Annotated in this window: 18 protein-coding genes and 1 pseudogene; 11 read left to right on the forward strand and 8 right to left on the reverse strand. The window is 69.4% G+C overall.

What is annotated here, in order from left to right:
- Window positions 1-152, reverse strand: a pseudogene (locus tag A5709_RS28150) (TIGR00374 family protein); the annotation flags it as partial.
- 145 nt (window positions 153-297) lie between these two features.
- Here A5709_RS28150 and A5709_RS17525 point away from each other — a divergent pair.
- On the forward strand, window positions 298-1,440 hold the full coding sequence (locus A5709_RS17525) for an AI-2E family transporter (RefSeq protein ID WP_067946226.1): 1,143 nt from the start codon (window positions 298-300) through the stop codon (window positions 1,438-1,440).
- A gap of 3 nt (window positions 1,441-1,443) precedes the next feature.
- Here the strand turns inward: A5709_RS17525 and A5709_RS17530 are convergent, their stop codons facing one another.
- The 3 genes from A5709_RS17530 to trmB form a co-directional block, all read right to left on the reverse strand.
- Window positions 1,444-4,359, reverse strand: coding sequence for an MMPL family transporter (locus A5709_RS17530; RefSeq protein WP_068011588.1), 2,916 nt, complete (start codon window positions 4,357-4,359; stop codon window positions 1,444-1,446).
- Window positions 4,360-4,420: 61 nt separating this feature from the next.
- Window positions 4,421-5,125: an NYN domain-containing protein gene (locus A5709_RS17535; protein ID WP_067947573.1), complete on the reverse strand. Its 705-nt coding sequence runs from the start codon at window positions 5,123-5,125 to the stop codon at window positions 4,421-4,423.
- Between the two features lie 9 nt (window positions 5,126-5,134).
- Entirely contained in the window at window positions 5,135-5,926 is a 792-nt protein-coding gene (gene trmB, locus A5709_RS17540) for a tRNA (guanosine(46)-N7)-methyltransferase TrmB (RefSeq protein ID WP_197520186.1), read from the reverse strand.
- A gap of 170 nt (window positions 5,927-6,096) precedes the next feature.
- On the opposite strand from trmB, the gene A5709_RS17545 reads away from it, so the two are divergent.
- The 3 genes from A5709_RS17545 to A5709_RS17555 all read left to right on the forward strand — a co-directional run bounded on the left by A5709_RS17545 (window position 6,097) and on the right by A5709_RS17555 (window position 10,743).
- Window positions 6,097-7,191, forward strand: a complete 1,095-nt coding sequence (locus A5709_RS17545; protein WP_068121145.1) for a hypothetical protein — start codon at window positions 6,097-6,099, stop codon at window positions 7,189-7,191.
- On the forward strand, window positions 7,188-8,765 hold the full coding sequence (locus tag A5709_RS17550) for a hypothetical protein (RefSeq protein WP_068121147.1): 1,578 nt from the start codon (window positions 7,188-7,190) through the stop codon (window positions 8,763-8,765). The genes A5709_RS17545 and A5709_RS17550 overlap by 4 nt, the downstream gene beginning before the upstream one ends.
- Before the next feature lie 148 nt (window positions 8,766-8,913).
- Window positions 8,914-10,743 carry a phosphoenolpyruvate carboxykinase (GTP) gene (locus A5709_RS17555; protein ID WP_067947508.1) on the forward strand — a complete coding sequence of 610 codons (1,830 nt, stop codon included), beginning with the start codon at window positions 8,914-8,916 and terminating at the stop codon, window positions 10,741-10,743.
- On the opposite strand, the gene A5709_RS17560 is transcribed toward A5709_RS17555, so the two are convergent.
- Window positions 10,740-11,771, reverse strand: coding sequence for a sensor domain-containing diguanylate cyclase (locus tag A5709_RS17560; RefSeq protein WP_231986998.1), 1,032 nt, complete (start codon window positions 11,769-11,771; stop codon window positions 10,740-10,742). The genes A5709_RS17555 and A5709_RS17560 overlap by 4 nt on opposite strands.
- 239 nt (window positions 11,772-12,010) lie before the next feature.
- Between A5709_RS17560 and fadD4 the strand changes: the two genes are divergently transcribed.
- Entirely contained in the window at window positions 12,011-13,528 is a 1,518-nt protein-coding gene (gene fadD4 / locus A5709_RS17565) for a fatty-acid--CoA ligase FadD4 (protein WP_068121150.1), read from the forward strand.
- Window positions 13,529-13,531: 3 nt separating this feature from the next.
- Window positions 13,532-14,479: an enoyl-CoA hydratase/isomerase family protein gene (locus A5709_RS17570; protein ID WP_067947510.1), complete on the forward strand. Its 948-nt coding sequence runs from the start codon at window positions 13,532-13,534 to the stop codon at window positions 14,477-14,479.
- A gap of 7 nt (window positions 14,480-14,486) precedes the next feature.
- Here the strand turns inward: A5709_RS17570 and A5709_RS17575 are convergent, their stop codons facing one another.
- The gene (locus A5709_RS17575) at window positions 14,487-14,930 is read right to left on the reverse strand and encodes a CD225/dispanin family protein (protein ID WP_067947511.1); all 444 of its coding nucleotides are present in this window, start codon (window positions 14,928-14,930) and stop codon (window positions 14,487-14,489) included.
- Between the two features lie 112 nt (window positions 14,931-15,042).
- The gene (locus A5709_RS17580; RefSeq protein WP_067947513.1) at window positions 15,043-16,203 is read right to left on the reverse strand and encodes an acyl-CoA dehydrogenase family protein; all 1,161 of its coding nucleotides are present in this window, start codon (window positions 16,201-16,203) and stop codon (window positions 15,043-15,045) included.
- A 222-nt stretch (window positions 16,204-16,425) separates the two neighbouring features.
- Here A5709_RS17580 and A5709_RS17585 point away from each other — a divergent pair, with 222 nt between their 5' ends.
- From A5709_RS17585 to A5709_RS17595, 3 genes are read left to right on the forward strand one after another with little or no spacing between them, the layout of a single operon-like run.
- A complete protein-coding gene (locus A5709_RS17585; protein WP_068121153.1) occupies window positions 16,426-17,442 on the forward strand; it encodes a MaoC family dehydratase in 1,017 nt (338 codons plus the stop codon).
- A gap of 18 nt (window positions 17,443-17,460) precedes the next feature.
- A complete protein-coding gene (locus A5709_RS17590) occupies window positions 17,461-18,651 on the forward strand; it encodes a CoA transferase (protein ID WP_068121156.1) in 1,191 nt (396 codons plus the stop codon).
- Complete coding sequence (locus A5709_RS17595) at window positions 18,645-19,949, forward strand: amidohydrolase family protein (protein WP_068121159.1); 1,305 nt, start codon at window positions 18,645-18,647, stop codon at window positions 19,947-19,949. The genes A5709_RS17590 and A5709_RS17595 overlap by 7 nt, the downstream gene beginning before the upstream one ends.
- Window positions 19,950-19,956: 7 nt before the next feature.
- Here the strand turns inward: A5709_RS17595 and A5709_RS17600 are convergent, their stop codons facing one another.
- A complete protein-coding gene (locus A5709_RS17600; protein ID WP_067947521.1) occupies window positions 19,957-20,856 on the reverse strand; it encodes an alpha/beta hydrolase in 900 nt (299 codons plus the stop codon).
- A gap of 291 nt (window positions 20,857-21,147) precedes the next feature.
- Between A5709_RS17600 and A5709_RS17605 the strand changes: the two genes are divergently transcribed.
- Complete coding sequence (locus A5709_RS17605) at window positions 21,148-21,816, forward strand: methyltransferase domain-containing protein (protein ID WP_067947522.1); 669 nt, start codon at window positions 21,148-21,150, stop codon at window positions 21,814-21,816.
- A gap of 189 nt (window positions 21,817-22,005) precedes the next feature.
- Window positions 22,006-23,187 (forward strand): alpha/beta hydrolase, encoded by a 1,182-nt coding sequence (locus A5709_RS17610; RefSeq protein WP_068011594.1) that lies wholly within the window; start codon window positions 22,006-22,008, stop codon window positions 23,185-23,187.
- Window positions 23,188-23,214 lie beyond the last annotated feature (27 nt).

The raw sequence follows: 23,214 nt of genomic DNA on the forward strand, positions 1-23,214 counted from the left end.
GCCTTGGCCAGCTGATGCCAGCCCAGGGCGACCTCCACGGCAAGCACGATGGCGACGATCCCGAGGATCACCCACCGCAGCCACCAGTACTTCCCGCGCGGGGCCTCTTCGCGCGGGAAGTCGAGATTGCGGGCGGGTGCGTCGTGCGACACGTGATTTAGGGTAACGGTGCAGGTGGCGCGGGGATCGTCGCGCGCCGCCGACCGTGTCGGGGTCGTAACCGGATCGTGCCGGGGTGGTCGGGGCCCGCGGCCGCGCGGACGTTTGGGGGTGCCCCCCGCCGGATAGGCTCACCCAATGCCGGCAAACACCGACGACGCTTCGGTCGAACCCCTTGTCCGCAAGACCGCAGCCTGGGCCTGGCGTTTGCTGGTCATCCTCGCCGCGGTGGTCGCCCTGCTGTGGGTGGTGAAGAAGCTCGAAATCATCGTCGTGCCGGTACTGGTGGCGTTGCTGGTCAGTGCGCTGCTGCTGCCGGTGGTGGACTGGCTGGACCGGCGGGGCCTGCCCCGCGGTGGCGCGGTGGCGATGGTGTTGCTGGGCGGGTTCGCGATCTTGGGCGGCATCCTGGCGTTCGTCGTCCTCCAGTTCATCGACGGTGTGCCCGGCCTGACCGAACAGGTGACCCGCAGCATCGAGTCCACCCGGCGCTGGCTGATCCACGGGCCCGCGCACCTGCGCAGCGAACAGATCGACAACGCGGGCAACGCCGCGATCGAGGCGTTGCGCAACAATCAGGCGAAGCTGGAAAGCGGCGCCCTGTCGACCGCGGCCACCATCACCGAGCTGGTCACCGCGGCGGTTTTGGTTCTGTTCACGTTGATCTTCTTTCTCTACGGCGGGCGCAACATCTGGGCCTACGTGGTCAAGATCTTCCCGGTCGACGTCCGCGACCGGGTGAGCGAGGCGGGCCGCGCCGGCTACGGATCGCTGACCGGGTATGTGCGGGCCACCTTCCTGGTGGCCCTGACCGACGCGGCCGGGGTCGGCGCGGGCCTGGCGATCATGGGCATCCCGCTGGCGCTGCCGCTGGCCTCCCTGGTGTTCCTGGGAGCCTTCATCCCGCTCGTCGGTGCGCTGATCTCGGGTCTGCTGGCCGTGGTGGTCGCCCTGCTGGCCAAAGGCATTGTGTACGCGCTGATTACCCTGGGTTTGCTGATCGCGGTGAACCAGCTCGAGGCCCACGTGCTGCAGCCGCTGGTGATGGGCCGCGCCGTCTCGATTCACCCGCTCGGGGTGGTGTTGGCCATCTCCGCAGGCGGCGTGCTCGCCGGGATCGTCGGCGCGCTGCTGGCCGTGCCGACGGTCGCGTTCCTCAACAACGCGATGCAGGTGCTCCTCGCCGCGGATCCGGCCGCCGAAGCCGAGAAGCAGACCGAGGAGGCCGACGAGGGCAGCCTCCTGGAGGCCGAGCCAGACGAACCCGCAAAGGCCGACTGAGGCTTACAGCCGACCCTCGCGTCGCAGCAGGTCCTGGGCGGACAAGCCGCCGCCCGAACGCCGGCGCTGGCGCGGCCCCCCGCCCCGGGGCCGACCACACCGCCAGTACCACCGTCCGGCGGGGAAACCCGGGCGATCCCGTTGCCCCCCAACCGTTCTGACGACAAGGACGACACCGTCGAACCCACCACCGCCTTCCCGCGGCCGGAGGGAAACGAGTCCGACGCGGCCACGGAAAAGATCAACGCCCGCGGTGAAAACGGCGACCCGCGCCGGCGCCGGCGGGGCGGCATTGGCCGGCCGCTCGTGGGCCGGGTGGTGCGCCGGGTTGGCGGGGGCGGCGTTGGGCACCGAGAGGCGCGTCGTCTTGGCCTCCGTCGGCTGCCGGGTCTGCAAACGCGTGGTGTTGGCGGCGTCGGCCGGGGGCACCGCAGCGCGCGACGCCGCGCCCGCGGGCACTTCCGTGCCGGGCTTGGGTTCGGCCGGTCCGGGACGGGTCGCGCGCGACGGCTCGAGGGCCGCGGGGTGCGTGGGGTCGTGCGGCGGTCGCGGCGTGGCGGCGACCAGGCTGGCCGCCACGGGGGGCCGAGCGGGGCGCCCGTTGAGGGTCGGCCGCTTGCGCTCGTCGGGCAGGTCGATCTCGCCCAGCCCGATCTTGTTCTGCAGGCGCCTCGCCCAGCGCGGGGCCCACCAGCAGTCGTCGCCGAGCAGCTTCATCACCGACGGCACCAGGAACATCCGGACCACGGTGGCGTCCAGCAACAGGGCCGCCATCAGGCCGAACGCCAGGTATTTCATCAGCACCAGGTCGGAGAACACGAACGAACCGGCGACGACGGCCAGGACCAGCGCCGCGGCCGTGATCAGCCGCCCGGTCGTCGCGGTGCCGATCCGGATGGCCTCGGCCGTCGACATACCGCGTTCGCGCGCCTCGACCATGCGGGACACCAGGAACACCTCGTAGTCGGTGGCCAGGCCGAATCCGACGGCGACAACCAGTGCGATCACCACCACCATCAGCGGCGTTGGCGTGAAGTTCAGCACGCCCGATAGGTGCCCGTCGACGAAGATCCACGTCAGGATGCCCATCGTGGAGCCCAGCGTCAGCGCGCTCATCACCGCGGCCTTGACCGGCAACACCACCGATCCGAACGCCAAGAACATCAACAGCATGGTCGCGCCCAGCAGCAGCACCAGCATCAGCGGAGCCTTGTCGAACAGGCTGTGAATGCTGTCCTGTTCCAGGGCCGGCGTGCCGCCGACATAGAGATTGAGCCCCTTCGGGGGGTTCACGGCCCGTAGTTCGGCGATCTTCTTGGCGGCATCGTTCTTGTTGACCAGGCCGTTCTGGATCACCCGCACCGAGCCGTCCTTGGGCACGGTCGTTCCATTGGGGCCGGCGACGCAGGGGTTGCCGGCGATGGCCGGACACGGCCGTTCCTGCCACTGCTTGTCGGTGAACCCGTTGATCCCGGCGATCCGGTTGCGGATGTCGGCCACCTGCTGGTCGGTGACCTTGCTGCCGTTGGTGCTCTGGATCACCATGGTCAGCTGTTCGGTCCGGTAGCCGGGGAACTGCTTATCGAAGTGCTCCTGGGCCAGGCGCACCGAATTGTTGGGCGGCAAATACTTTTCGCTCATGCCGCCGAACGACAGGTTGCCCAGCGGGATGACCAGCAGGATCATGCCGACCGCGATCGGGATGGCGAAGGCCAGCGGTCGCTTCATCACCCAGTTGACCAGCTTGCCCCAGAAGCCGGCCTCGACCTCTTCGCGCGTCTTGGTCTTCTGCAGCCGGTCCGCGAGCCAGTTCAGGTAGGCGCGCGACCACTTCCAGTTCCGCAGGAACGGCACCCGGAACGCGGTCCGCACCCCCAGCGCGTCGACGTGGCGGCCCAGGATGCCCAGGCAGGCCGGCAGGAAGGTGATCGAGAGCAGCGCCGCAAGCCCCACCGCGGCGAAGATCGCATAGGTCAGCGAATGCACGAAGCCCTGCGGCAACACCAGCAGGCTGGCGCTGGACGCGATGATCAGCACCGCGGAGAACGTCACCGTGCGCCCGGCCGTCATCACGGTTCTTCGCACCGCGGCCTCGGTGTCGTAGCCTTCGGCGATCTCCTCCCGGAACCGGCTCACCACGAACAGGCCGTAGTCGATCGCGATACCCAGGCCGATCAGGGACACCACCGGCTGGGCGAAGAAGTGCACCGGCCCGAACACGGCGACCAGGCGCAGGATGCCGAGCGAGCCGGCGATGCTCAGCCCGCCCACGATGGCCGGCAGGCCGGCGGCGACGGCGCCCCCGAAGACCAGGAACAACACGACGGCCACCAGCGGCACCGCGAGGACCTCCATGCGACGCTGGTCGGTCGCGATGGTGCCGGTCAGTGCGTTGGCGATCGGTTCCAGGCCGGCCAGTTCCACCGCGCCGCCGTTGAGCTTCTGCAGACCCGGCGCGATGGCCTTGTAGTTATTGAGGATCGTGTCGTCGTCGTCGCCCTTGAGGGGGATGGACACGAACGTGTGCTTCTTGTCCTCGCTGACCATGCCCTTGATCAGGGGGTTAGTGCTGTCGGGCGCGGCCAGCCAGCCGGCCCAGCCGACGACCTGATCGGGGTGGTCGGTCTTGAACTTGTTGAGTTCGCCGACGACTTTGTCCCGCCACGCCGCATCGTTGACCGTCTGCCCGTTGGGAGCCGTGAAGGTGGCCACCACGTGGCTGGTGCGGTCGCGGCCGTAGGTCTGGTCGCCCAGCACCGAGGCCTTCACCGATTGGCTGCCCTCGTCGTAGAAGCCGCTCTGTGTGACATGCTTGCCGAGGCTCATCCCGAACACGCCACCCAGCAGGCACAGAGCTACCGTGACCCCGATAACGATGTACCGGTAGCGGTACACAGTTCGACCCCACCAGGCGAACACGCAAGCTCCTTACTGGATCGTTAACGACCCGCACGGTACCTTTCGGTTTTTCAAGCCAGTGTCACACACGCGCGGTCAACAGAGCGGACAGCGGCCGGAACGGCTGCAGCCATGCTCCCTGGTCAGGCAGCGAATCTAGGCCGATTCGCGGCAAGGGCTCCCGGAACACACCGCTGATGTCTTCCAGGTCGACAAAATCCAAGGTATCCGACGCTAGCGCCCAACTCGCATGTTCGCGAAATCCGATGACTTGAACGGTGACCCCGGAGCGTGCTATCTCCTCCAACGGTTGACGAAACGCCTGGCCGTCGGCCGAAGCCACCACCAGCGCCGCCAGCCCTTCGCTACGTCGCAGTTCGATGTGGGCGAGCATGTCTCGGTCGACGTCGCTGTCCTCGTCGATCTTCGGTTTGGCGAAGACCGCGAACCCGACGTTACGAAGGGCGTCCACCCAGGGGCGGACGACGTCGGCGCTGCCCGGTGCGATGTTGGTGAAGACGGTGGCCTCGGGTTCGACCACGACACCGGGCCGGCCGGCACTGATCTCGGCCGTGCGCGCCAGCAACCAGCGCCCCAGCGCGTCGAACCGCGGGCGCTCCAGCGCGGTGGGGCGTCGGCCCAGGATCGACCCGAGCCCCATGTCGAGGTTGGGCGCGTCCCACACCAGCAACACACGTCCGCCCGGCGGTGTGAAGCTTCCGAGCGCATCGTCGGGCAACGCCGGCAAAGGTTCAGCTGCCGCGGTCTGTTCTTCCGCCAGGCTCATGGTCATCGCCTACTCATGTCGTAGCCAGATGAATTCGGTCACGGCGCTGCCCGCCTCGTGGGCCTTTGTCTCGTATTTCGTGGTCGGCCGCACCACCGAGATCGGCAGCTGCTCGCGGGGGTCGACGCGACGCAACCGCGGCTCGGCGTCGCCGACCTCGCCGATGTGTTCGGCGTACCCGGGGTGGTCCGTCGCGGCGTGCAGGACACCACCAGGGAGTAACCGGTCGGCGATGAGGCCAATCGTGCCCGGTTGCAGAAACCGGCGCTTGTGGTGACGGGCCTTGGGCCAGGGATCGGGAAAGAACACGCGCACCCCGGTCAGCGAACCGGACGGGATCAGCCGCTGCAGCACCTCGACGCCGTTGCCGCGGATCAAGCGGATGTTGCCGACCCCCTCGCGGTCGATCGCGCACAGCAGTTGCGCCAGCCCCCGCTTGTAGATTTCCACCGCGATCACGTCGACGTCGGGCTCATCCTTGGCCATCGCCAGCGTGGATATGCCGCTCCCGCAACCGATTTCGAGCACCAGCGGCGCCTGGCGGCCAAACCAGGCGCGGGTGTCCAGCCGGGGCTCCCCGCCGCCCTCGCCTTCCCCGCCCGGAGAGCCCAGGGATAGGCCCAGCTCCGGCCACAGCCGTTCCCAGGTCTGCCGCTGGGCGTCGGAAAGCGCGGATCTTCGGGAGCGAAAGGTCGATGCTGGAAGGTAGCGCTGGCCGCGGCGGTCGTCCGACTCCTCCTCAGGCGCGTCGGGAACCACTCCCGCCCGGGGTTGCGCATGCATTTGTCCATGGTGGCCCATAAAGGAGTGATGTAGCCGCCCCTGGTCCAGATTGATACCCAACAGTTGCCTTCAGCTGGTAACAGTCAGACGGTGGCTCGCATCAAAGTGACGTAAGTGCCACCATTCGGTGGGACCCGACCGGCCCCCGGGTCGGATCCATCGAACCGAAGGCAGATCATGAGGGGACGATGAACGGACAAGGGCACCAGGAATTCGTCGACGCGCTGGCGCGGTTCGCCGCCGGGCACGCCGACCCGCGCGTGACGGCCGTCGCCGAGCGGACGTCCGCGCCCCTGCGTGCGCTGATCCGGGGACGCCGCGGCGTCGGGCGCGCCACGGTGGCGCGGGCGCTGGACCGCGCCGGAGCCGCCGTGGGGATCGCGGTGACGACCGCCGGCGGTCGCGAAGCCGACGTGGTCGTGCACGTGACCACCGAGGTGGTCAAGCCGGAGGACATCGACGCGATCGCCGCCACCGGACGCCCGGTGGTGGGGGTGCTGAACAAGGCGGACCTGGCCGGGTCCCTGGCCCGCGGGGACGGGCCGATCGCGGCAGCGCGGACGCGTTGCGCGGAGCTTGCCGACCTGGTGGGCGTGCCCATGGTGCCGATGGCCGGCCTGCTCGCCGTCGCCGCGGTCGACGACCTGGACGCCTCACTGTGGTCGGGGCTGCGGACGCTGGCCGCGCACCCCGGGGTGGCCGCCTCCCTCGACGGCTCGTTCGCGGGGTTCATGGCGGCGGACAACCCGGTGCCGGCCGACGTGCGGCTGCGCCTGCTGCACACCCTGGACCTGTTCGGCATCGCGCTCGCGGTCGCCGCGCTACGGCAGGGCCGGACGGCCGCGCAGGTGCGGGCCCTGCTGCGCCGGACGAGCGGTATCGACGCCGTGCTGTCCCACATCGCGATCGCCGGCGCCGAAGTGCGCTACCAGCGGGTGCTGGACGCCGTCGCGGAGTTGGAGGCGCTGGCGGTCGGCTTGGGCGAATCCGCGGAGACGATCAGCGGATTCCTGTCCCGCGACGACACGGTGGTCGCCCGGATGGCGGCCGCCGTCGACCTGGCCGAGGCGGCCGGGCTGGAGCCGGACCACGTGGAACCGGCTGACTGGGACCGCGACCCGTCCGCGCACCTGCCGCGCGCGGTGCGGTGGCAGCGTTACAGCAGGGCGTCGGCGAGCGAGTTGCACCGCGCCTGCGGGGCCGACATCGCCAGGGGATCGATGCGGCTGTGGTCGCAGGCCTGCGGGTCGCTGCCGGGGGAGCCGCTAGGGGGCTGGCGATGAGCGGCGACAAGCACGACGATCCGGTCGCCCGAGTCGACGCGCTGGTGGCGAGCATCGGTCCGGAGCTGGATGCGCCCGCCATCCACCGCCGCGACGTGGTGCTGGTGACCGGACCGTGGATGGCCGGGGTGACCGCGGTGGCCGCGGCGCTGCGCGAGCGGCTCCCGGAGCACAAGTTCGTCGAGTCGGTGGACCTGGGCCCGGGCGAGGCGCCGACGGCGGTGGTGTTCGTCGTCTCGGCGGCGGCCCACCTCACGCAATCCGACTGCGCGCTACTGGACGCCGCCGCCGCACACACCGATGTGGTGGTTCCGGTGGTGTCCAAGATCGACGTGCATCGGGCCTGGCGCGACGTCCTGGCCGCCAACCGCGAAACGCTGGCCGCGCACGCGCCCCGTTACCGCGACGTGCCCTGGGTGGGCGCGGCCGCGTTGCCCGACCTCGGCGAGCAGGACGTCGACGACTTGGTGCAGACGCTGTCGGCGCGACTGGCCGACTCCGAGCTCGCCCGCCGAAACCGGCTGCGGGCGTGGGAGTTCCGGCTCAAGACCGTCATGCAGCGGTTCGACCGCGACGCCGACGGCGCCGGGCGGCGGGCACGGGTCGACGCGCTGCGCGACGAACGCAGCACGGCGCTGCGGCAGCGGCGCGAGGCGAAGACCGAGCGCACCATCACGTTGCGCGGTCAGATTCAGCAGGCGCGGGTGCAGCTGTCCCACTTCGCGCGCAATCGTTGCTCGTCGGTGCGCAGCGAACTGCAGGAAGACGCCGCGGGGTTGTCCCGGCGCCACATGTCCGGCTTCGAGGCGCACACGCGTGGCCGGCTGGACGAGGTGGTCGCCGAAGTGAACGAGGGCACCGCCACCCACCTCGCGGATGTCGCGCAGGTGGTGGGGGTCGCGACGACCCTGCCGGCCGTCGACGTGCTGCCGACGGTGGACGTCCCGCCGCCCCCGCTGAAATCGCGGCGGCACGAGACCTGGCTGATGATGCTGCTGGGCGCCGGGTTCGGCCTGGGCGTGGCGCTGACCCTGAGCCGGCTGCTGAGCGGGCCGGCCGCTCGGCTCAGTCCAGCGCTGTCCGTCGTCGCGGCGGTGACGTGTGTGGCGATCGGGCTGGCGGTCACGCTGCTGGTGGTCAACATCCGGAGCCTGCTGCGCGACCGGGCGCTGCTGGACCGCTGGGCGGGCGATGTGACCTCTTCGCTGCGGTCGGTGACGGAAGAGTTGGTCGCGACCCGCGTCCTGGTCGCCGAGTCGGTGCTGAGCAAGGCGGTACTGGCCCAGGACGAGGTGGAGAACGCCGAGGTGAGCGGCCAGGTCAGCGCGATCGACCGCGAGCTGCGCGCGCACGCCATGGCCGCGTCGCGGGCCGCCGCCGCCAGGGAGAAGGAGATGCCTACGGTGTTGGCGGCCCTGGACGCCGTGCGTGCAGAACTGGGTGAAGCGGGTATATCTCCTACTGACCATTCGGCCTCGGAGCTGAAAAAAGACGGCGAAACCGAGGCAAACCAAAAACCGGCTTCTAGGAGCGGTGATGGCGATTCTGCCGGAGCTTCTGAATCGTTGTTGTGAGAAGGCTTATACCTGCCCGAGACTTACACGACAAGGTCCTCACGATAACCTGTAGTTAACGCCACCATGTCAACCGTTGTGTGGGCGACCGCATACGCGATAGGCACCCAAAGCAGCCCGAGTACGCAGAAGAATTCAGGAGACTTCGATGACCTCAGCGACCATTCCCGGATTGGACACCGCACCCACGAAGCATCAGGGGCTGCTGTCGTGGGTACGGGAGGTCGCCGAGCTCACTCAGCCCGAGCGCGTGGTGTTCACGGATGGTTCCGCCGAAGAGTTCGATCGGCTCGCCGCCCACCTGGTCGAGGCGGGCACGTTCACGAAGCTGAACGAGAAGAAGCACCCCAACTCCTACCTGGCGTTGTCCGACCCGTCCGATGTTGCGCGGGTGGAGTCGCGGACCTTCATCTGCTCCGAGCGCGAGATCGACGCCGGCCCCACCAACAATTGGATGGAACCGGCCGAGATGCGGGCCTTGATGACCGACCTGTACCGCGGCTGCATGCGCGGCCGCACCATGTATGTGGTGCCGTTCTGCATGGGCCCGCTCGGCGCGGACGACCCCAAGCTGGGCGTGGAAATCACCGACTCCGAGTACGTCGTCGTGTCCATGCGCACCATGACCCGGATGGGCAAGGCGGCCCTGGAGAAAATGGGCGACGACGGGTTCTTCGTCAAGGCGCTGCACTCGGTGGGCGCCCCGCTGGAGCCCGGGCAGCAGGACGTGCCGTGGCCCTGCAACGACACCAAATACATCACCCACTTCCCGGAGACCCGCGAGATCTGGAGCTACGGCTCCGGTTACGGCGGCAACGCGCTGCTGGGTAAGAAGTGCTACTCGCTGCGCATCGCGTCGGCGATGGCCCACGACGAGGGCTGGCTGGCCGAGCACATGCTGATCCTCAAGCTGATCTCCCCGGAGAACAAGGCGTACTACTTCGCCGCGGCCTTCCCGTCGGCGTGCGGCAAGACCAACCTCGCGATGCTGCAGCCCACCATTCCGGGCTGGCGCGCCGAGACCCTGGGCGACGACATCGCCTGGATGCGGTTCGGCAAGGACGGCCGGCTGTACGCGGTCAACCCCGAGTTCGGTTTCTTCGGGGTGGCGCCGGGCACCAACTGGAAGTCCAACCCCAACGCCATGCGCACGATCGCCGCGGGCAACACCGTCTTCACCAACGTCGCGCTCACCGACGACGACGAGGTGTGGTGGGAAGGCCTGGAGGGCGAGCCGGATCACCTGATCGACTGGAAGGGCAACGACTGGTACATCCGCGAGACGGAAACCAAGGCCGCCCACCCGAACTCGCGCTACTGCACCCCGATGTCGCAATGCCCCATCCTCGCCCCGGAATGGGACGACCCGCAGGGCGTGCCGATCTCGGGCATCTTGTTCGGCGCCCGCCGCAAGACCACGGTGCCGCTGGTGACGCAGGCCCGCGACTGGCAGCACGGGGTGTTCATGGGCGCCACCATGGGCAGCGAGCAGACCGCCGCCGCCGAGGGCAAGGTCGGCACGGTGCGCCGCGACCCGATGGCCATGCTGCCGTTCCTCGGCTACCACGTCGGTGACTACTTCCAGCACTGGCTCGACCTCGGCAAGAACTCCGACGAGTCCAAGATGCCGAAGGTGTTCTTCGTCAACTGGTTCCGCCGCGGCGAGAAGGGCGAGTTCCTGTGGCCGGGCTTCGGCGAGAACAGCCGGGTGCTGAAGTGGATCGTCGACCGCATCGAGCACCAGGCCGGTGGCCAGGACACCCCGATCGGCATCGTGCCGACCGCGGCGGACCTCGATCTGGACGGCTTGGACGTCGAACCCGGAGACGTCGCGAAGGCGCTCGCGGTCAACCCCGACGAGTGGCGCCAGGAGCTTCCGCTGATCGAAGAGTGGTTCGAGTTCGTCGGCGACAAGCTGCCCACGGGCGTCAAGGACGAGTTCGAGGCGCTCAAGCAGCGCCTGGCCGACGCCGACTAGGTCGAGCCCACCTCCGCGCGCCGCGAATCGGGGCTGGCCTTCTTCTCGGCGTACATCAGTTCGTCGGCGCGGGCCAGCAGTTCGTCCACGGTTGCGTGCTCGGCGACGGGTGCCTGGACCAGGCCGATGCTGGCGGACAGGCGGTAGGGCCGCCCGCCGGTCTCGTTGAAGGAGCGGAACGCCTCGGCGAGCCGGTCTTTGACCGCCGCGGTCCCACTGTCGCTTTCGGTGACCATGACGCAGAATTCGTCACCGCCTAGGCGCGCGACGATGTCGGACTCGCGCCGCACGCTACGCAGCACCTGGGCGACGTCTTTGATCAGGGCGTCGCCCGCATCGTGCCCCTGCTCGTCGTTGACCCGCTTCAGCCCGTCGACGTCCAGGAAGGCGAGCACGCAGTTGTGCCCGAGGTGGTGCGCTCCGCGCAGCTTCTGCTCGGCCAGCAGATAGAAGCCGCGCCGATTGTTGAGCCCGGTCAGTTCGTCGGTGACGGAGAGCCGACTGATCTCCTCGTTGGCACTTTCCAGCGCAGCGGTGCGGTCGCGGACCCGCTGTTCGAGTTCGGCGTAGAGCTGGACGTTTTCCATGGCGATCGACGTCGAATCGGCCAACGCCTGCAGCAGCCGGATCTCCTGCTCGGACGGCGGGTGCCGGTGGGCCCAGTAGTTGCCGATCGCGCCGATCGGTTCGAGCTTGCGGATCGGCACCATCACCAGGCTCTTGACGAACGTTGCGCGGTAAATCCCTTGCGGGATACGCGGATCCCGATAGATGTCCGGGATGATCGCCGCCTCGCGGTTGAGCATCGCCCAACCGCTGATGCACGCTTCGATGGGGAAGCGGCTGCCCTTCCACAGTGGGGCGATGGCGTCTTCGTCGGCGTAATAGCACTTGTCGTCGTCGCGCAGCACGAGCGTGGCTCCGTCACAGCCGGTGAGCTCGCGCGCCGACGACCGGACGATGCGCTGGATTTCGGACAGGCTGCGCGCCAACGACAATTCCTGGACCGCCTCGAGCAGGCGCTCCATGCCGTCCACGTAGTCGTAGACGCCGAGCCGATCGGTGGCGGAGCAGCACGGCGCGGGCGCGGGGAGGCGCTCGGCGTCCATGCACACCTCCGTAGGAGACCGGCCGGGGTGTGAGGCCGGCGTCGTCACGGCACGGTACCTTACCCGGATCGGGGCCGCACCTGCGCCGATCCGGTCGATCGGTCCGGCGGCCACGACCACTTGACACCCGTCAAGTTTTTCGGCGGTACAGTCTGCGCATGCAGATTCGCGAGTACCTCGGCGCCGGTAAGCCCGCCGTCATTCTTCACCCGTCCGGAACGGTCATCACCTTCGACGAGCTGGAGGCGCGGGCCAACCGGCTGGCGCACTATTTCCGGTGGGCCGGCCTCGTCGAGGGCGACGCCGTCGCGATCCTGATGGAGAACAACGAACACATGCACGCGGTCATGTGGGCGGCGCGCCGCAGCGGTCTGTACTACGTCCCGATCAACACCCACCTGACCGCGGCCGAGGCCGCCTACATCGTCGACAACAGTGCCGCCAAGGCGATCATCGGATCGGCGGCGCTGCGCAAGACGTGTGAGAACCTGGCCGAGCATCTTCCCGGGGGCCTGCCCGAGCTGCTGCTGATCGCGGATGACGATCTCGAGGGCTGGCAGCGCTACCCCGAATGCGTTGCGGGCGAGCCGGACACCCCGATCGACGACGAACGCGAGGGCGATCTGCTGCAGTATTCGTCGGGCACCACCGGCCGGCCCAAGGGCATCAAACGCGAACTGCCCCACGTGCCGCCGTCCGAGGCGCCCGGCATGATGTCGGCCCTGGTCAGCTTCTGGATGAACCCGGACTCGATCTATCTGAGCCCGGCGCCGCTTTATCACACCGCCCCGTCGGTGTGGTCGATGAGCGCGCAGGCCGGCGGGGTCACCACGGTGGTCATGGAGAAATTCGATCCCGAAGGCTGCCTCGACGCGATCCAGCGGCACCGCGTCACGCACGGCCAGTTCGTCCCGGCGATGTTCACCCGAATGCTGAAACTCCCCGAGGCGGTGCGTAATTCGTACGACCTGTCCAGTCTGCAACGGGTGATGCACGCGGCGGCGCCGTGCCCGGTGGAGATCAAGAAGCAGATGATGGACTGGTGGGGGCCGATCGTCGACGAGTACTACGCCTCCTCCGAGGCGATCGGGTCGACGCTGATCAGCGCCGAGGAGTGGCTGGCGCATCCTGGCTCGGTCGGCAAGCCGATGGCCTGTGAGATCCACATCCTGGACGAGAACGGGAACGAGCTGCCGCCGGGCCATCCCGGCGAGATCTACTTCGCGGGCGGCTACAGCTTCGAATACCTCAACGATGACGCGAAAACCGCTGCGTCCCGGGACAAGCGCGGGTGGACGACGGTCGGCGACATCGGCTACGTCGACGACGAGGGCTACCTCTACCTCACCGACCGGCGCCACCACATGATCATCTCGGGCGGGGTGAACATCTACCCGCAGGAAACCGAGAACCTTCTGGTCACACACCCGAAGGTGTTGGACGCGGCGGTGTTCGGCGTCCCCGACGACGAGATGGGGCAGCGGGTGCTGGCGGCCGTGCAGACCGTCGACCCGGCCGACGCCACCGACGAGTTCGCCGACGAGCTGATGACGTGGTTGCGAGACCGCTTGGCGCACTACAAGTGTCCGCGCTCGATCGCGTTCGAGGCGCAGTTGCCGCGCACCGACACCGGCAAGCTCTACAAGAACGGGCTGATCGAGAAATACTCGGTGTGACCCATGCTCCGGGTGCTGGACCTGTCGAGCCCCCCGGATGCCGGCCCGGCATCCCCGCCGGGGGTGATCCTGGCCCATGGCGCGGCCGCCGACCTCGCCCGCTGCGAATCATGGCTTCAGGTGGCGACTTTCACGCTGACCGAGGACCGCTGTGACGACCGCCGGGTGGTCACCGTCGATTCGGTGCCCGGCGCGTTGGCCGAGCTGACCGCGCGCTGCCGGCGCTGGCCGCAGGCCAGCAGCGTCTGTGACGACGTGTTGCGCGGGGTCGACGCGGGCGGGCCCGCGCTACCGGCGGTGGTGACCGAGTCGCTGGCCTACTCGACTCTGCAGGCGGGTCCCGAGTTCGCGCGTTGGCTGCAAGAACGCGGTCCGGCCAGCGTGCCCGACATCGCCGAGCCGGTGCGGACCCACCGCGACGGGGACACGCTGCGTATCGCGTTCAACCGCCCGCAACGCCACAACGCGTTTTCCACCGACGCCCGGGCCGCGCTGCTGGAGGCCCTGACGGTCGCGCAACTCGACCCGTCGGTGACCGGGATTGTGTTGAGCGGCAACGGACCGTCGTTCTGCAGCGGTGGCGACCTCGCCGAATTCGGCACCTTCGCCGACCCGGCGAGCGCGCACCTGGCCCGCACCCGGCACAGTCCGGCCCTGGCGCTCGATGCGCTGACCGCCCGGCTCGGCCGCGCCTGCCGGGCGGAGGTGCACGGCCGCGTGCTGGGCAGCGGGCTGGAGATGGCGGCGTTCTGCGGATGGGTGACCGCGCGCGACGATGCGGTGTTCGGGCTACCCGAACTTCAGCTGGGGCTGATACCCGGCGCCGGCGGGACGCTCAGCGTCACCCGCCGGATCGGCCGGTGGCGCACCGCCTATCTCGTGCTGTCCGGCCGCACCATCGACGTCGGCACCGCGCTGGCCTGGGGCCTGGTCGACGCTGCTGACGCCTAAAGCCTTGTCAGAAGCCGGAATACGTGGTGGTTGTGGTCGACGGCATATTCGAGACGGCGATCACGCCGATGGCGACGTAGAGGATCGCCATGATCACCGCGAACACCGCGCCGACGACGGCGCCGATGATGGCCCACTTCTTGGCGTTGTTGGCGGCCTCCTGCGCCTCGGCGTACCGCCCCTGGGCCCACAGTCCGGACACCTTGGTGGAGTAGACGATCGACACGATTCCGATCGGCAGGCAGCACAGCACGGTGCACAGGATGGCCCAGACGAGGTAGTTCTCCGGCTCCGGCTGGCCCGGCCAGCCCGGCTGCGGTGGCTGCCAACCCGGTTGCTGGCCCGGCCAACCCGGCTGCTGGCCCTGCCAAGGCGGCGGCTGTCCCTGCCATTCCGGCTGCTGACCCTGCCATTCCGGTGAGCCTTCGTAGGGCCCTGGGGGATAACTCATGGCAGCCGACTTTCTTTCGTCGCAGTAACTTTTAATTCCGCGCAGCTTTGCTGAGAAGTCAGGCAAGGATACAGCACACGCCGACGTCAAGCCCGCACATTCGGTCTCGCGCTCAGATGCCGCCCCGTGCGACCAACTGCCCGGCGATGACATTGCGTTGAATCTCGTTGGTGCCCTCGCCGACGATCATCAGGGGCGCGTCGCGGAAGTAGCGTTCCACGTCGTATTCGCACGAGTAGCCGTAGCCGCCGTGAATTCGCACGGCGTTCAAAGCGATCTCCATCGCCACTTCGGAGGCGAACAGTTTGGCCATCCCGGCTTCCATGTCGCAGCGCTCGCCGCTGTCGTAGCGCTCGGCGGCGTAGCGGGTGAGCTGACGGGCGGCGGTCAGTTTGGTCGCCATGTCGGCCAGGTAATTGCCCACCGACTGATGCTTCCAAATCGGCCGGCCGAAGCTTTCCCGTTGCTGCGCGTAGGCCAGCGCGTCCTCGAGCGCCGCCGTGCCGACACCCAGCGCCCGGGCGGCCACCTGGATGCGGCCCGTTTCGAGGCCCTTCATCATCTGCGAAAAGCCTTCGCCCATCGCGCCGCCCAGCACCGCCGACTCGGGTGCCACGAAGTTGTCGAAGGACAGCTCGCAGGATTCGACGCCCTTGTAACCCAGCTTGGGCAGGTCCCGGGACACCGTGAGGCCGGGGCCGTGCTCGACGAGCACGATCGAGATGCCCCGGTGGCGGGGCGTGGCATTCGGATCGGTCTTGCACAGCAGCGCGATCAGCCCCGACCGCCGCGCGTTGCTGATCCAGGTCTTCGAGCCGTTGATCCGCAGGCCGCCAGGGGCGCCGTCCGCGCCCGCAAAAGGCACAGCCGTCGTCGTCATGTTCTGCAGGTCCGAGCCGCCGCCCGGTTCGGTCAACGCCATCGTGGCACGCAGTTCCCCGGACGCCATCACCGGCAGGTAGGCCCGCTTTTGCTCCTCGGTGCCGAACAGGGCCAGCAGCTTGGCCACCACGGTGTGCCCGCCCATCGCGCCGGCCAGGCTCATCCAGCCGCGGGCCAGCTCCTCGGTGACCCTGACGTAGCACGGCATGGACACCGGCGACCCGCCGTATTCCTCCGGAATGGCCAGGCCATAGATGCCGATCCGCTTCATCTGCTCGATCCACGCCTCGGGATAGGTGTTGGCGTGCTCGACCTCGCGGACGGTCGGCTTGACGTCGCGGTCGATGAACGCCCGCACCGTGGCCACCAACATGTCCTCTTCGTCAGTCACCTGCTATCACCCTCCAGCGTCGATGGTGGCGATCCGCTTCGCCCGGCTTCGCCGCGCTCACGATCGCCACGCAGTTGTTGGTGGCGACCCGCTTCGCCCGGCTTCGCCGCGCTCGCGATCACCACGCAGTTGTTGGTGGCGACCCGCTTCGCCCGGCTTCGCCGCGCTCGCGATCGCCACGAGGTTGACCCTCGATTCCACACCCTGCCAGCATGTGGCGTTGTGACTAGTGACGGGTATGCGGGAATCCGCCCCGGCGGGCCGTACTTCGACGACCTCTCGGTCGGCCAGGTCTTCGACTGGGCGCCGGCTGCGACGCTGTCCTCGGGGCTGGCGGCGGCGCACCAGGCGATCGTGGGCGACCGGCTGCGCCTGGCGTGCGATGCCGTGCTGTGCACCGCCGTGACCGGCGTGCCGGGACCGCTGGCGCACCCGGCGCTGGTGTGCGACGTCGCGATCGGCCAGTCCACGCCGGCCACCCAGCGGGTCAAGGCCAACCTGTTCTACCGCGGCCTTACGTTTCACCGGTTCCCCGTCATCGGCGACACCATCTACACCCGCACGGAAGTGGTTGGGCTGCGGGCCAATTCGCCCAAGCCGGGCCGGGCGCCGACAGGGCTGGCGGCGCTGCGGATGATCACGATCGACCAGGCCGATCGGCTGGTCCTCGACTTCTACCGGTGCGCCATGCTGCCCGCGAGCCCGGGCTGGGACCCCGGCGCGGGGCCCGCCGACGACCTGTCGGCGATAGGCGCCGACATACCGGGGCCCGCCCATGATCCGACCGCGCACTGGGACGGCGAGGTGTTCCGGACCAAGGTGCCCGGTCCGCACTTTCACCCCGACCTGGCCGGTGCGGTGCTGCACAGCACGGCCGACGTGGTCAGCAGCGCACCCGAGCTGGCCCGGCTGACCATGAATATCGCTGCCACTCACCACGATTCGCGGGTCAGCGGGCGCAGGCTGGTCTATGGCGGGCATACCATCGGGCTGGCACTCGCGCAGGCGAGCAGGCTGCTGCCCAACCTCGCAACGGTGCTGGGCTGGCAGTCCTGCGACCACACCGGTCCCGTCCACGAGGGCGACACCCTCTACAGCGAATTGCACGTCGAGTCCGCCGCGCCGACCGGCCAGGGGGGCGTGCTGGGGCTGCGGGCACTGGTCTACGCCGCGAGCGACGTCGCGGGTGAACCCGACCGCGCGGTGCTGGACTGGCGATTCAGCGCGCTGCAGTTTTAGCGGCGCAACACGAGCACAATGGGGGACGTGAGCTCGGCTACGTCGATGTGGGGGAGCAGCGGGCTGGCCTATCTGACCGGCCTGCCGGACGGGCCGCCCGACTTCTCCCGCGCGAACGTGCTGACCCACGCCCGGCGGGTGGCCGCGGCCGTCGCAGAGCGCTGGGGCATCACCGTCGATGCCGCCGGCCTGCTGGCCGGGCGGGCCGCGCTGCTGGGCCTGACCCGCGGCGGCCGGCTGTCCGCCGGTGGGGCCACCCGGCTGTTGGCCGCCGCCGACGGCTGGTGTGCGATCACGCTGTCGCGCCCCGACGACGCCGCCGCCGTTCCCGCGCTGGTGCAGACCGATGAGATCGCCTGCGAGCCGTGGCCGGCGTTGCGGCACTGGGCCACAACGCAACCGGTCCGCGCTATCGTCGAGCGGGCGACGCTGCTCGACATCCCCGCGGCGGGTCTGGGTGAAGCGACGGCCGCCGCGCCGCGAACACGGCCGTGGGGCGGCCGCGGACCGGCGCGCGCCGTCGCGGGGTTACTGGTCGCCGACCTCTCCTCCATGTGGGCGGGCCCCCTGTGCGGCCAGCTGCTGGCGTGCGCCGGCGCTACCGTCGTCAAGGTCGAGAGCCCGCGCCGCCCGGACGGTACCCGCGGCGGAAACCCGGCGTTTTTCGACTGGATGAACGGTCAAAAGCTCTCGTACTGTGTCGATTTCGACGCCCAGGCCGCCGAATTGCGTGAGTTGCTCACCGCCGCCGATGTGGTGATCGAGGGCTCGCGCCCCGCGGCGCTGACGCGGCGCCGGCTGGGACCCGACGATCTTTCGCCGGGGAGGGGCCGAATCTGGTTGCGCATCACAGGATATGCCGACGGCAGGCCGGCGTTCGGCGATGACGCGGCGGTGGGCGGCGGCCTGGTCGGCGTCGCCGCCGACGGACCGGTGTTCTGCGGCGACGCCATCGCCGATCCGCTGACGGGGCTGGAGGCCGCTCGGGCCGTCGCCGAATCGCTGGGCCGCGGTGGCGGCGAGCTGGTCGAGGTCTCGATGGCCGCCGTCGCCGCCGGTTATGCTGCGCTGCCGACCCAAGCGTCGCTCTCGGATCTGCCCGCCCCGCCCCCGCGGGTTCCGCCGCCGGGCCGGCCCGCGGCGCGGCTGGGCGCCGACAACCGGGCTGTGCGCGCAATGGTGTACGAACGAGGTTGCGCGCCATGTTGATTCGGCGTGCCACGCTGCTGGACGGGACGATCACCGATCTCCGGGTCGGCGACCAGATCGAAGAAATGGGTGACGGCCTGCTCGCCGAGCGGGGCGAGGGCGTGCTCTACGCCGGTGGCGGAACCGTCCTGCCCGGCCTGCATGATCACCATGTGCATGTGCGTTCGGCGGCATCCGCGCTGGATTCGTTCCTCGTCGGGCCGCCCGGGGTCAGCACCAAAGCCGAACTGACACAACTGCTGTCGAATGCGACGCCGGGTCCCGATGGGTGGATTCGTGCCGTCGGCTACCACGAGTCGGTGGCCGGCGACCTGGACCGGAGCGCCCTCGACGCGATGGTTCGCAGCGCCCCGGTGCGTATCCAGCACCGCAGTGGGGCGCTATGGATCCTCAACTCCGAGGCGCTGGGCCGGGTCGGGCTGGCCGACCATCCCGACGGGCGCCTGCGCAGCGCGGACCACGGCTGGTCGGACCTGCTGGCGCGGCGCGAAAGCGACCTCGCCGAACTGAGCCGGCGAATCACCGCGACCGGCGTCACCGGCGTCACCGACGCCACCCCGGACCTCGACGTCGATGACATGGTGTCGCTCATGGTGGCGCACCGGCGCGGCGAGTTCCGGCCCCGGCCGAGTTTCCTGTCCCCGGGCAAGAAGATCCTGCACGACGACCGCCTCGACCTGGACGCCCTGACGGACTGGATCGCCGGGCAGCACGACGCGGACCGGCCGGTCGCCGTGCACTGCGTGACCGCGGCCCAACTAGTCGTCACCATCGCGGCCCTGCGGGCGGCCGGCAGCCATCCCCGCGATCGGATCGAGCACGCCGCCGTCGTGCCCCAGGACAACTTGGCCGATCTGGCCGGCCTGGGGGTCACGGTGGTGACGCAGCCCAACTTCGTCGCCGAGCGCGGCGATCACTACCTCGCCGATGTGCCCGCCGCCGAGCATCCTCAGCTGTGGCGGGTCGCCTCCCTGCTGGAGGCGACGGTGCCGGTGGCGCTCTCCACCGACATGCCCTTCGGGCACGGCGACCCGTGGACGGCGATGCGCGCCGCGGTCTACCGCACCACGCTCAGCGGCACCGTCCTCAACGCCAACGAATGTGTCTCTGCCCGAAAGGCTTTGACGATGTTCCTGGGGGAGCCCGAGCGGCCGGGCCGGACTCGGGCCGTCGCGGTCGGACAGCCGGCCGACCTCTGTGTGCTGAGCGAGCCGCCCGAGACGGCGCTGGCCGAGCTGGACGCCGGCATGGTGGCGGCCACCATCATCGGCGGCGAGCTCGTTTACTTCGCGATGTGACCGGCGATCACGGCGCGGCGGCGAGCGCGGAACGCAGAATGGCGCACTGGCTGTCGAAAAACCGCTGCGAAACTTGAGCTTTGGGCATGATCAGGTCGAAGCCGTGGAAGGCGCCCGGAATGGTCTCGACGTGGCACGGCACCCCGGCGGCCGTCAGCCGCTCGGCGTAGGCCAGGTCCTCGTCGTGGAACAGGTCGTGCGTGCCGACCCCGATCCAGGCCGGCGGCAACCCACTCAGGTCATCGCGGCGCCCCGGCACGGCGACCTGCGGGTCGGCGTTGCCGAGGTACGCCGACCAGCCGAACTCGTTGCTGCGGTTGTCCCAAAGCCGATAGTGGGACTTGCGGGCGGTGGCCGAGCTGCGGTCGTCGAGCATGGGATAGGTCAGCAGCTGAAACGCCGGGCTCACCTCGGCGCGGTCGCGGGCCAGCAGCGCCAGGGCCGCGGCCAGGCCGCCGCCGGCGCTCGCGCCGCCGATGGCCACCCGGTACCGGTCGACGGAGGGCAAGGCGGCCAGCCACGTCAACGCCGAATAGCAGTCTTCCAGCGGGGCGGGATATGGATGTTCGGGCGCCAGGCGGTATTCCACCGACGCGACGGTGGCGCCGAGCCGCCGGCTGAACGCGCTGCAGAGCCGGTCGTCCTGCTCGGCGGTGCCGATCACGTAACCGCCGCCGTGAATCCACAACAGCGCGGGGGTCGGTTCGGCCACGCCGGCCGGCCGGAACAGCCGGACACCGGCCCCAGAACCGAGCGTGATCACCTCGACGTCGCGGACGGGCTTGCCAAGGCGCCCGCGCACGGCCATCGCCACCCGCATGATCGGCAGGGTGCGGGGGCCGACGATTCGGCGCGGGGCGAAACGGGCGATCCGCTGCAGGTCGGGGTGAACATCGGTGTTCGGCACCGCATCAGTATCGCCGACGCGGAGTGCTCGAGGACCTGCTATCTCTGATATGCGGCGGCTCAGACTTCGGGGAGGCAACGTGACCGCGGGGACCGGACTTCTGCGAAGCGATCGCGGATGAACCATTCGGTGCGCGGGTGCGTGCTCCAATGGCGGTGGATTAGCCGTACATATATCGGGGTATCGGTGGAATGCTGGCGAGGACGGTACGCGCCAGCGTTTCGTCGTCGCAACGTCCCTCACCGGGACCGAGCGTGGACCGCCCGGCCGGGCACGACGCGAGGGACGTGAATGCTGGGGCATCTCTACGATCGGGCGCTCGACGGCGAGCGATGTTGGATTCGCCACGACGACGGCGAGCTGCGACCGCTGCCGGCCCACCGCTGGCTGGGCGTGCGATGTCCCGATGACGTGTGTCCCGGTGATGGATCTGGTGACGCCTTCGACGAAGTCTTCGACGAAGCCGTCACGCAGATGTGCACCGGGCCGACCATCGAATTGGGATGCGGGCCTGGCCGGTTGGTCGCCCGGCTGATTCAGCGGGGGATACCGGCCCTGGGCATCGATCGCTCGGTGGCCGCGATCCGGTTGGCGGGCCGCGGCGGTGCGCCGGTCCTGCTGGGCGATGTGTTCGACCCGCTGCCCGCGATGGGGTCGTGGCAGACGGTGTTGCTGGTCGACGGCAACGTCGGCCTCGGCGGTGACCCGCGCCGCATCCTGGGGCGGGCCGCCGAGCTGCTGGCCCGCGGTGGGCACTGCGTGGCCGAGTTCGACGCCGAGAACATCGGCATCCGTTCGCGCTGGGTCCGGCTGGAGTCCGCATGCGAGATCGGGCCCTGGTTCCGGTGGGCGTCGGTGGGCGTGGACAGCGCCGCCGCGCTCGCCGCGCAGGTCGGTTTGACGCTGACCGGCGTCCGCCTGATCGGCGGGCGGGTGATCGCCTGCCTGGCGGCGATGTGAGCGTGTCGCGACCGGCCTCCGCCCGCGTCGACAGCAAATTCCACAGTGGCTCTATAGCAGCCGGTATTCGCACCGAGCAATCGCTGGCCGGGTGACTTTCGAATGTCGGCTGTCGCGTCGACGCAAACGTCAGTTTCGGACCCGGGGCCGGGGGTACGCTGCCCTAACACCACGGCAAGGAGGCCGCCTATGACATCGTGCGCGAAATGGTTGCTGCGGGCTCGTCCCGGCGACTACGCGCTGGCCTTGAGCGCGGCGGGTGCTTCGCTGCCGGTGGTCGGTAAGCACCTCGAACCGCTGGGTGGCCTCACTGCGATGGGCATCTGGGGCGCGCGGCACGCCCCCGAATTCTTCTCCGGAATGACCAAGCCGCGTCAGGCGAAGGACGCCGCCGAAGCGATCCGCGGTGACGACGTCAGCCTTCAGGACCTCTCCGTCGCGGCGCTGCGGGGCATCGTGTCGGCCGCCGACCTGGAGCTGGAATGGCCCACGGCGGGACGGACGCCCCCGATTTGGGAGGCGATGCGTCAGCGCCGCTACCTCCACCGCCGCGCGGTTCACTACGGCGACCACCCCGCTCAGGTGCTCGATGTCTGGCGCCGCAAGGACCTGCCCGCGCACCCCGCGCCGGTGCTGATCTTCGTCCCGGGCGGCGCTTGGGTGCACGGCAAGGCCATGGGCCAGGGTTCGGCCCTGATGTCCCGGCTGGCCGAGCAGGGCTGGGTCTGCCTGGCGATCGACTACCGCGTCGCCCCGCACCACCGCTGGCCGCGGCACATCATCGACGTCAAGACGGCGATTGCGTGGGCGCGCGCCAACGTCGACAAGTTCGGCGGCGACCGCGATTTCGTCGCGGTGGCGGGTTGTTCCGCCGGCGGGCACCTGTCCGCACTGGCCGGTCTGACCCCCGACGACCCGCAGTACCACGCGAAGCTGCCCGAAGGGGCCAACACCTCGGTGGACGCCGTCGTCGGCATCTACGGTCGCTACGACTGGGAGGACCGGTCGACCCGCGAGCGGGACCGGTTCGTCGACTTCCTGGAGCGGGTCGTGGTCCAGCGCCGGATGGACCGCCACCCCCAGGTGTTCCGGGACGCGTCGCCGATGGCGCGTGTGCATCGAAATGCGCCGCCGTTCTTGGTGATTCACGGCAGCAAGGACAGCGTCATTCCGGTCGAGCAGGCGCGCAGCTTCGTCGAACGGATGCGGGCGGTCTCGCATTCGATGGTGGGCTACCTCGAGTTGCCCGGCGCGGGCCACGGGTACGACCTCATCGACGGGGAGCGCGCGGGCGCGGCGGCGCACGCGACTTCGCTGTTCCTCAACCAGGTCTATCGCACCAAGACAAACGCGGCCAAAGAGGTTATCTGAACTGCCGCTGCTGAGTATGGTCCCTTT

It is taken from the genome of Mycobacterium sp. E1386, assembly GCF_001672745.1.
Classification (GTDB): Bacteria; Actinomycetota; Actinomycetes; order Mycobacteriales; family Mycobacteriaceae; genus Mycobacterium.

Coding starts and splice junctions, on each gene's coding strand:
- A5709_RS17605 (WP_067947522.1), top strand. CDS start 21,148: ATGCTGGGGCATCTCTACGATCGGGCGCTCGACGGCGAGCGATGTTGG.
- A5709_RS17555 (WP_067947508.1), top strand. CDS start 8,914: ATGACCTCAGCGACCATTCCCGGATTGGACACCGCACCCACGAAGCAT.
- A5709_RS17545 (WP_068121145.1), top strand. CDS start 6,097: ATGAACGGACAAGGGCACCAGGAATTCGTCGACGCGCTGGCGCGGTTC.
- trmB (WP_197520186.1), bottom strand. CDS start 5,926: ATGGGCCACCATGGACAAATGCATGCGCAACCCCGGGCGGGAGTGGTT.
- A5709_RS17595 (WP_068121159.1), top strand. CDS start 18,645: ATGTTGATTCGGCGTGCCACGCTGCTGGACGGGACGATCACCGATCTC.
- A5709_RS17550 (WP_068121147.1), top strand. CDS start 7,188: ATGAGCGGCGACAAGCACGACGATCCGGTCGCCCGAGTCGACGCGCTG.
- A5709_RS17590 (WP_068121156.1), top strand. CDS start 17,461: ATGGGGGACGTGAGCTCGGCTACGTCGATGTGGGGGAGCAGCGGGCTG.
- A5709_RS17525 (WP_067946226.1), top strand. CDS start 298: ATGCCGGCAAACACCGACGACGCTTCGGTCGAACCCCTTGTCCGCAAG.
- A5709_RS17610 (WP_068011594.1), top strand. CDS start 22,006: ATGACATCGTGCGCGAAATGGTTGCTGCGGGCTCGTCCCGGCGACTAC.
- A5709_RS17560 (WP_231986998.1), bottom strand. CDS start 11,771: ATGGAGCGCCTGCTCGAGGCGGTCCAGGAATTGTCGTTGGCGCGCAGC.
- A5709_RS17570 (WP_067947510.1), top strand. CDS start 13,532: ATGCTCCGGGTGCTGGACCTGTCGAGCCCCCCGGATGCCGGCCCGGCA.
- A5709_RS17535 (WP_067947573.1), bottom strand. CDS start 5,125: ATGAGCCTGGCGGAAGAACAGACCGCGGCAGCTGAACCTTTGCCGGCG.
- fadD4 (WP_068121150.1), top strand. CDS start 12,011: ATGCAGATTCGCGAGTACCTCGGCGCCGGTAAGCCCGCCGTCATTCTT.
- A5709_RS17575 (WP_067947511.1), bottom strand. CDS start 14,930: ATGAGTTATCCCCCAGGGCCCTACGAAGGCTCACCGGAATGGCAGGGT.